The organism is Pseudomonas laurentiana (genome assembly GCF_014648275.1).
In the GTDB taxonomy this organism is placed as follows: Bacteria; Pseudomonadota; Gammaproteobacteria; order Pseudomonadales; family Pseudomonadaceae; genus Aquipseudomonas; species Aquipseudomonas laurentiana.
Genome location: NZ_BMQU01000047.1, coordinates 1 through 8,530, shown reverse-complemented (window position 1 = coordinate 8,530; position 8,530 = coordinate 1). Strand labels below are relative to the sequence as shown.

Here is an 8,530-nt window from a genome sequence, read left to right as displayed (position 1 = left end):
GGCGATTTTGAAATCGGCAGACGCTGAAGTCAGCCAGAGATGCATGGCTACTTCAGACCATCCTTAGCCTCCTTTGCTAGTTTAAGGGCAGCGGAAGAGGCATCGCTGCTTTGGAAATTGTCTCATTTCAAAGCAGCTTGGCAAGAGCACCGAGCAGTTGTTCGCGCCAGTGCATTCACCTGTAAACCATACGCTCCTTTGGTAGGTGAATTTTAGCGCCCCCCTACGGGCGCTTTTTTATTAAGGGACTTCTTATGAACACTACTGTATCAGCGATCGCCGTGTTTTTGCTCTTTACATCACTAACAGCCAATGCCCAAAGCGGTATGGAGATCAATAAACGCATCGAGCGTACTGCTAGAGAGGCTACAGCGGATTATGCTCAACGCGTAAAAAAGCCCATGCCTCAACTAGAAGACTACGCCTATGGCATGGACCTGGACGTTGGTAAGTTGGTGTATGTATCACCCAGTGTGCGGTACTGCGGTAATGTAAGAAGCATGATGACCTACGAAGACTCGAAAGGCGAACTGCACATGGTTCGCTACCTGGTGAAGGGCGAGTGTGTTAATAGCCGTTAAGACTCATCAAGATGATCCCTGCGGCCACCGGATCATAGAAGCTCAATGCCGAACCGGCGCAGCAGTATGGCGAAGCCTCCGAAGCTGGCCATTGTGATGAGGATGCTGCTGATCAGTGTCGGCCAAAAGCCGAGCTTAGGTAGCAGCAATGGAAAAGCAATAAACATCGGTAGGGTCGGAAGCACGTACCAGAACGTGTACCAAGCATGGTTGGAGATCTTCTCCATGCTCTGGTTCTCTAAATAGAGCCAGACCAACGTCACGACCGTGACCAAGGGTAGGGCGGCGACCAAGCCGCCCAGCTTGTCGCTGCGTTTCGCCAGCTCTGACACGAGAATCACTATACCGGCAGTGAGTAGGTACTTCGTGATGATCCAGGCCATCGCTGAGCCTTCTGGAGGTTGTTGACGAGGGCAGGCGAAGCCATTCACCAACCCCCTTGAAGCGCTCCTGCCGTTTACGGCATCCCTCACCGCATTTTTTTTGCAACATCACCCTCAGCCAGGAGGGTGATGTGTTTGCATGGTGTTTACCGATCGGTCAGTGCGAGGGTGAGGGAACGCTCTCGTGGAAAGCTGCCCGCTCGATCTGGATGGTGCAGTGATGGATTTCGAATGCATCGCTGACAGCATCCACGACGGCCGCCAACACAGCATCCCCATCTGCAGAATCCCGAACCACTACGTGCGACGTCATCACGTTACTGCCACTGCTGACAGCCCACACGTGCAAGTCATGAACGTCCGTCACGCCATCTACTCCGAGGATGGTGGCCTCGATTGCCGTAACGTCGAGCCCCCTCGGGACACCCCCCATGAGGATCCCCAGGCTTTCGCGAAGCAACTGCCACGTCCGCGGCAGAACCCAAAGGCCGATCGCCACAGCGACAATCGTGTCGACCCAGGTCCAGCCGGTGAAGCGGATGATAAGTGCCGCGATGATTACGCCAAGCGAGCCGAGCATGTCGCTCCAAACTTCGAGGTAGGCTCCTTTGACGTTGAGGCTTTCGTTGCTCGCAGATGCCAGAAGGCGCATCGAAATTAGGTTGATGATCAGGCCGGCGATTGCGATCCACATCATCGCTCCGGTAGCGATCTCCGCCGGCATGAAGAAGCGCTGGTAGGCCTCATACAAGATGTACATCGCCACCAGGAAGAGCAGCACGGCGTTGAACGTCGAAGCCAGAATTTCCAGGCGCGCATAGCCGAAGGTTCTTTTCTGATCCGCCGGCCGCTTGGCTATCTGAAGTGCAATCAGTGAGATCGCCAAGGCGGCAGTATCTGTGAACATGTGAGATGCGTCCGACAGCAGCGCCAGGCTGCCGGTAATCCACGCACCGATCACTTCTGCAATCATGAAGCTGCCAGTCAAGCCGAGCGCCATGATTAGCTTCTTCTGATGCCCCTCGCGTACTGCAGCGCTGCCATGGTCATGATTTGAACCCACGTATTTCTCCTTGCGCAGGGTTGTGGTCTCGTTGGCCTTCCTGTCTACCTAGCCTTAGAGCGTCGCTTGGCCACAGTGACTGCAAAATCTTGCTCCTGCACTCAGCAGCGAGCCGCAGGCGGTGCAACCACTCGATAGCGGTGTTCCGCAGTTTAGACAAAAGCGTGCTGACGGATCGTTGGCCGTCCGGCACTGCCTGCAGCCCTGCAGATCTTTGATGGGGGCAGGAGTGGGAGGGCGCCCGCCGTCATACACCTGATTACCGCCGTCGCAGCCCTGCTGCCGGCCATGGCGATCATATTGCTCGGCCCCATGTCCCCCGCTGTGGTGCTTGCCTCCACCGTGGTTTCCACGGCCATGGTGCCCGCCCAGGATGTTTTTGAAAAAGCTCATGGTATTCGCCCCTCATTGATGGGTGACATATTAACGAGCAAAAGTTGAAAATAATATTCTGCTCGCGAGAAAGACTTGTAAGTTGAATTGAAAGTTCAAAATTAGCCTACGACAAAACGAAACCGTTTTGTTTGTGAAATTAAATTTATCTAGCTGAGCGGAGCATTGCTTTTGGTGGGTAGTATCCCCCTAATTTTGATCATAGCGTGATCAATGACAATCAAAACAGCAGTAATTGGATTTCTGTCAGCATTGTAATCCCGAGGTCATCGTGTCGTTATCAGGTCCCGGAAATAATGCGCTCAGCGAGATTCATTTCTCTTTTTATCCCTATGCCTCACACATACTAAGCGTCCCCAACGCCTAGGGGCCTAAGGCCTCTGACGCTCCGCACATTGCGCAATCGCTCAGCATCTGTCGACGGTTTGCCTTGTAGCTCCCGCTAACTCCATAGCTACCGCCATGGATAAGCAGCTTCCAGAGTTTGATAATGACACCTTCCAAATCCATTGTTCACACCCTGTTAAGCAAATGGATCTTTGCTATTCGCAATGCGCGGCAGAAAGGCATCAGTACTAATTTGCTAATCGGCCTGGTGACTTTTTGGTTACTGCTATTCGCGAACGCTGAGCTCTGGAACGTGCTCTGGAAGCTGGTATTCAAAACCGATGAAGTGAACTGGCAGCTAGCGGCTAGCCTCCCAGTCATAGTATTCGCATGGGTGTTTACCGTTCTGAGCTTGCTGTCATGGGGGCGGCTGGCCAAACCCATACTGTGCCTGGTACTGATCAGCGCGTCTTTTGCGAGTTACTTCATGAATGCCTACGGCATCGTGATCGATTACACAATGTTCACCAACGTTGTGGAGACCGACGTCGCTGAGGCAACCGAGCTGCTGAATTGGAAGCTCGGTCTTTGGGTCGCAATGGTTGGGGTGTTGCCCGTCTACCTGATTGCCCGGGTTCCCCTCCGGCGCAAGCCTTGGGCCAAAGCTTTGGTCAGCAGGTTCATTGCTCTGTCGCTCGCTCTGTTGACCTTATCTGGCATCGCGTTGAGTCAGTACCAGTCGTATGCCTCCTTGCTGCGCAACAATCGGGAGATCCGGCTGATTCTGGTACCTACCAACTTGTTTGCGGCTGGCCATGGGTACCTGAAGCGTCAGCTGGCCTCACCTAAAACGCTGACGGCCATTGGTACTGATGCGGTAGTTAATCGACAGGGTGCGGCTCGTAAACCCAGGCTGCTGGTACTGGCAGTAGGAGAGACCGCTCGCTCCGCCAACTTCTCCCTCAACGGCTACTCCCGTGAAACGAATCCGGAACTAGAAAAGCGAAATGTCATTAGCTTCACGAACGTGAGCTCCTGCGGTACCGCTACCGCGGTCTCGCTGCCATGCATGTTCCTGGACGTGGGTAAGGCCCAGTACAAAGATGGCTTGGCCAAGAGCCGAGAAGGGCTGCTCGACGTGCTTCAACGCGCTGGCATCAGTGTCATGTGGACTGACAACAACTCGGGGTGCAAAGGGGTCTGCGACAGGGTTCCCAACCACAAGGCTGCCTCTCACGCGGATTCCCAACTGTGCACCAGCGAGGAGTGTAAGGACGGGGTGCTGCTCACGGAGATGCAAGACTTCATCAAGCGCCAGGAAGGCGATGCTGTCCTGGTGCTCCACTACAAAGGCAGTCACGGCCCGGCCTACTACAAGCGCTACCCCTCGCAATTCAAGAAATTCGCACCGGTGTGCGAGACCAACGAGCTCGACAAATGTAAGCAGGAGGAGGTGGTCAATGCCTACGACAACTCAATCCTCTACACCGATTATGTGACTGCAAATCTCATCGATATCCTGGCGGCCAACACCAAGTTCGACACTGCGCTGATGTACGTTTCGGACCACGGCGAATCGCTGGGGGAGGGTGGGCTCTATCTACACGGGCTGCCTTACGCGATGGCTCCTGACGAGCAAACAAAGGTGCCGTTGGTACTTTGGATGTCTGACTCGCTCGCGAAGAGCGAAAAGGTCAACGTGGGTTGTTTGAAAGCTCAAACCACGTCACCGCTGAGCCACGACAACCTGTTCCACACCGTGCTCGGCATGATGAACGTCCAGACGTCTTCGTATCGCTCAGCGCTGGATTTCACTGCCCCTTGTAAGCCCTTTGTCGGAGGCTCTTATTCTGGCCTCTGAATGTTCGATGTGGACCGGATCATCGGCCAGGCGGTTCTGCACCAGCCTGCTTTGACAGCTGAGAGAAGCTGGACTAATTACATAGCTGCATTCAACAACCCAAGCGGAAAAGGAAGTTTTGCATGAGCATCAAGCCAGGCCCAAAGCGCACCAATGAAGATGGCACTCCGGACAAAAGGCAGCGAGTCACCCCTGAAAAGCAGAAGGACCATCCGGACCTGAAACCCCACAAGCACAAAAAGGGGGAGTAAGAAAAAAGCAGCTCTCGGGAGCTGCTTTTTTTTTGGGGCTGTGTGCAAACCCTCCCGACCGTCTCGCTGATCAATCGGACCGCGTCGTGAGTCTTCCGCTTGGCTTGATGGATTCTGAAGCTACCTCCGGATCGGTTATCCCTTCAGTGCGGACGACGAGACTGATATCCCAGAGCGTTGAGCTGATACTCGCTGACAGCCCGAAATTGTGATTCTGCGATTTGACGCAGGCGCTCAACCTCTTCGGCAGATGAGCCAGAAGCCTGCGCCTCGTGGTATTGCTTCATCGCATCCACTGCGTCGGTATACATGGGGTGGTCGGGGAGAAGAGCTGGTATCTTTTTCGTCATGTAGCGGCAGGTCCTCACTGGATAGTCGACGGTGGTTTACCTGCTTTGAGGAGCTGAAAATCAATGACCGCCTGATAGAGCGAATCTGCCAATAGGTGAAGACGCTGTACCTCAAGGTCTGGCAATCCAGCAGCCTCCGCTTCGTGGGCCTGTCGGATAGCTTCAAGCGCTTGCCTCATCAGTGGCTCACCAGCCTCGACCATTCCAATGAATGTGCGCTTCACAACATTTTGCTCCATTCAGCTGAAGATGAATTATAGGACACCGCGGCGTGGCAAGGCCCCGAGCAGCACAGGTGTTCGACGTCCGGCTGAACGAACCAATGAGGAGCGCGCTGGCCTGGGGAGTGGCCAGGGCGCGTGTCATAGCTACGTTGTAAACCACTTTTTTCACTGTAAACCACTGTGGTTTACAGTGAAAAAAAGTGGTTTACAGCAGGCCTCCTCAGGCCTGAGTCAGCTCCAGCAGATCGCCCAGTTCCTCCCGGGCCATCTTCACTCTATCCATTCTGCGATAAGGATGATCAACCGGCATCCGGATAAGAGATTCGAACCAAGCCGAATCGAATTTGATGACTTCCTTGTGAATGTGCTCAAGCTCACCTCCGCGAGGCTGTGACACTACAAACTCCATGCTTTCAACCAAGCCAGACGCTTCACTGTCTTTGACGATTCGATGGCGGATGAAACTCATTTTGAGATCAAAATATGCCGCCTTCGAACCAGGCACCTTCTTCGATTCCAGCCGACCAGTGCTGCTGATTTCCGCCCCCGGCACCTCAGCGGCAATAGCTTTCACCAGCTCAGCATTTCCACTGACCTTCTGGCCAAACAGGCGGGTGGCGTCCGACATGTAAGCAAAGATCCATGGCACATTGCGAAGCGTCGCGCCGGTATAGAGGTAGCCACGCTCTCCCTTGTAACGCTGCAGCATGCCTCTCAACGCGTTCTCGGAAAGGACCAGTTGGGTCTCTTTCTCCAGGATGTAAACCACGCGATCGAACTGTTCGATCAATAGCTTGAGAATCTTCCGCGGGACGCCGTCAAACCTGGTTTTTCGTTCTGTTTTCTTATGCTGGCGAGGCTTGAAGTACGGGCAATCGTTACGGGCCTCACTATCAAATGGAGCGATGCCGCGAATGCTCTTAGTAGCATGTTTCCCGAATGGGTTCTTCACGTTAGGCGGTAGCTCATACAGCCCAACCAGCTGGACAGGGTTGTCGCATGCCGGGCATACAGCAAACTGAGCTAGCTTGCCCGCACTTCCAGGCTGGTACCACGGATCTCTGCGGAAGGTCTCGGCCTCGAAACCTTCCTTGTCGATGATCTTGCTTTCTGTGTCTTCGATGCGGAGCTTATAGACATCCATCTTTGCTGAAACCGTATCAATAGAGGGTTTCTGGATGGTAACGAGCGAGGATAGGCAGCAGTAGGCCTAACTGACCCTTTTGGTGGTCACCCACTGGTTTGAGGCCAGCCCAAAGCATGCCTGATCGACCTGGGCGGGCCCTAGAAACAACTAACCCCCTGATGCGCAGTACAGGTCTGGGACCTGCCCGAGGCGTGGGGGCTATTCTTGGAGCGACAGTGACACCGGCTCCGGAGAAAATCAATTGGTTTGTAGAGCAGCCGGTCAGCTAAGGTCAAACCCAGATCCTAAAGGGGAGGCCGATAGCAGCTCAGTCAGCATCATCGGCACCTTCTTCATCTTCATCGGTATCCCCAACACTGAGCCAGTCGTGAAGGTTGTACCGCACGAAGTCTTCCGCATCGAGCATGGTAAAGTCTTGTAGCACCGTGACGTCTGCTCCACCGAAGTACAGCCCATCGTTGAGATTTCTGGCCACCCCGAGCACTTCATTCAGCTGGTCGTGCAGCTCATTTGCGCGCCTGGCGTGCTCTCGTTTGGTCAAAAACCGGAACACCACCTCGTAGGGCTCAGCCGGGTCGCGAATCTCGCCCTTGGGGTTGAAGGAAACCCAAGCACTAGCGAAAAATTGGTTGTTCTGATGGAGGAAATCGTCGACAAGCACGGCGATGCCCTTCATGCCGTCGTCACCTTGGTCTGCCTTCAGGCGGTTGACCAACTCGTCCGGCATCGCAATACGGTTGTAATGGTGGGACTGAATCGCCCCTAGTTTCGTAGACACCTCCAAGCCTCATAATGAGGCCCAAATAGGAGGTGCCATGAGTCGCCAGCGTTACCCCGAAGAGTTCAAGATCGAAGCGGTCAAGCAAGTGACCGAGAAAGGCAAACCTGTTGCCGATGTCGCCGAGCGCCTGGGGATGTCCGTTCACAGTCTCTACGCCTGGATCAAGCTCTACAGCAAGCCCCAAGAACAGCGTCAGCAAGATGATGACCAGCAAGCCGAGCTGCGTCAGCTTCGGGCCGAACTTAAGCGTGTGACAGAAGAACGAGACATCTTAAAAAAGGCCGCCGCGTACTTTGCCAAGGAGTGCGGCTGAAGTACGCCTTCATCAAGAAGCACTCGACTGATTACCCAGTGCGGTGCCTTTGCCAAACCCTCAAAGTGCATCCCAGCGGCTACTACGCTTGGCTGGCTGAGCCCCAATCTGCCCGAGAAAAAGAAGATCAACGCCTACTCGGCTTGATCAAACATGCTTGGTTAGAAAGCGGAGGCGTCTACGGCTATCGTAAAATTCACGATGACCTGCGAGAGCTGGGAGAGACATGCGGTCGAAACCGAGTCGGTCGCTTGATGCAGGCAGAGGGGCTACGTTCGCAAACGGGCTATCGCCGTCGCCCAGGGTTTTATGGCGGAAAGCCCACGGTGGCCTCACCCAATCACCTTGCCCGGCAGTTCAAGGTCAATGAACCGAACAAGGTCTGGGTGACAGATATCACGTACATCCGCACCTACGAAGGGTGGCTGTACTTGGCAGTAGTGCTGGATCTGTTTTCTCGCCAAGTGATCGGTTGGTCAATGAAGCCCAGGATGAGCAGCGACCTGGCTATCGACGCCATGCTGATGGCGGTGTGGCGGCGTAAACCGAAGCAAGAAGTGATGATTCACTCAGATCAAGGTAGTCAGTTCAGCAGCTCAGACTGGCAAAGCTTCCTGAAGGCTAACAATGTGGTCAGCAGTATGAGCCGGCGAGGAAACTGCCACGACAATGCCGTTGCAGAGAGCTTTTTCCAGCTGTTAAAGCGGGAGCGAATCCGACGAAAGATCTACGGAACACGCGAAGAAGCCCGGAGTGATATTTTCGATTACATCGAGATGTTTTATAACCCTAAGGAAGGTCTGAAGTACCCACCGATTTTTGAGGCCCTCGCTGCTTGAGGTTCAAAAAATCCAAG

11 protein-coding genes are annotated in these 8,530 nt (G+C 54.2%); 4 read left to right on the top strand and 7 right to left on the bottom strand.

What is annotated here, in order from left to right:
* The first annotated feature begins 254 nt into the window (after positions 1 to 254).
* Complete coding sequence (locus tag IE038_RS23535; RefSeq protein WP_011953106.1) at positions 255 to 581, top strand: DUF2790 domain-containing protein; 327 nt, start codon at positions 255 to 257, stop codon at positions 579 to 581.
* A gap of 32 nt (positions 582 to 613) precedes the next feature.
* Here IE038_RS23535 and IE038_RS23530 read toward each other — a convergent pair whose 3' ends face one another.
* From IE038_RS23530 to IE038_RS23520, 3 genes are all read right to left on the bottom strand, one after another.
* Complete coding sequence (locus tag IE038_RS23530) at positions 614 to 964, bottom strand: DUF3147 family protein (protein WP_011953105.1); 351 nt, start codon at positions 962 to 964, stop codon at positions 614 to 616.
* A 157-nt stretch (positions 965 to 1,121) separates the two neighbouring features.
* Positions 1,122 to 2,027, bottom strand: a complete 906-nt coding sequence (locus tag IE038_RS23525; protein ID WP_102053881.1) for a cation diffusion facilitator family transporter — start codon at positions 2,025 to 2,027, stop codon at positions 1,122 to 1,124.
* Between the two features lie 54 nt (positions 2,028 to 2,081).
* Positions 2,082 to 2,420 (bottom strand): zinc ribbon domain-containing protein, encoded by a 339-nt coding sequence (locus tag IE038_RS23520; RefSeq protein ID WP_071890582.1) that lies wholly within the window; start codon positions 2,418 to 2,420, stop codon positions 2,082 to 2,084.
* A gap of 490 nt (positions 2,421 to 2,910) precedes the next feature.
* Here IE038_RS23520 and IE038_RS23515 point away from each other — a divergent pair, with 490 nt between their 5' ends.
* Both IE038_RS23515 and IE038_RS24740 read left to right on the top strand, forming a co-directional pair.
* Positions 2,911 to 4,608: a phosphoethanolamine transferase gene (locus IE038_RS23515; protein ID WP_003298414.1), complete on the top strand. Its 1,698-nt coding sequence runs from the start codon at positions 2,911 to 2,913 to the stop codon at positions 4,606 to 4,608.
* Between the two features lie 122 nt (positions 4,609 to 4,730).
* Positions 4,731 to 4,859, top strand: a complete 129-nt coding sequence (locus tag IE038_RS24740; protein WP_003253468.1) for a hypothetical protein — start codon at positions 4,731 to 4,733, stop codon at positions 4,857 to 4,859.
* A gap of 143 nt (positions 4,860 to 5,002) precedes the next feature.
* Here IE038_RS24740 and IE038_RS23510 read toward each other — a convergent pair whose 3' ends face one another.
* From IE038_RS23510 to IE038_RS23495, 4 genes are all read right to left on the bottom strand, one after another.
* Entirely contained in the window at positions 5,003 to 5,209 is a 207-nt protein-coding gene (locus tag IE038_RS23510; protein ID WP_011953104.1) for a hypothetical protein, read from the bottom strand.
* A 14-nt stretch (positions 5,210 to 5,223) separates the two neighbouring features.
* Entirely contained in the window at positions 5,224 to 5,448 is a 225-nt protein-coding gene (locus IE038_RS23505; RefSeq protein WP_011953103.1) for a hypothetical protein, read from the bottom strand.
* Between the two features lie 205 nt (positions 5,449 to 5,653).
* A complete protein-coding gene (locus IE038_RS23500; RefSeq protein ID WP_011953102.1) occupies positions 5,654 to 6,577 on the bottom strand; it encodes a hypothetical protein in 924 nt (307 codons plus the stop codon).
* 310 nt (positions 6,578 to 6,887) lie between these two features.
* Positions 6,888 to 7,358 carry a hypothetical protein gene (locus IE038_RS23495; protein ID WP_189396391.1) on the bottom strand — a complete coding sequence of 157 codons (471 nt, stop codon included), beginning with the start codon at positions 7,356 to 7,358 and terminating at the stop codon, positions 6,888 to 6,890.
* Positions 7,359 to 7,395: 37 nt separating this feature from the next.
* Here IE038_RS23495 and IE038_RS23490 point away from each other — a divergent pair.
* Positions 7,396 to 8,513, top strand: a protein-coding gene (locus IE038_RS23490) for an IS3 family transposase (protein WP_189396390.1) whose coding sequence is annotated in 2 segments (ribosomal slippage) — positions 7,396 to 7,630 and positions 7,630 to 8,513 — 1,119 coding nt in all. Because the reading frame shifts where the segments join, the coding sequence is not laid out codon by codon here.
* Positions 8,514 to 8,530: the final 17 nt, after the last annotated feature.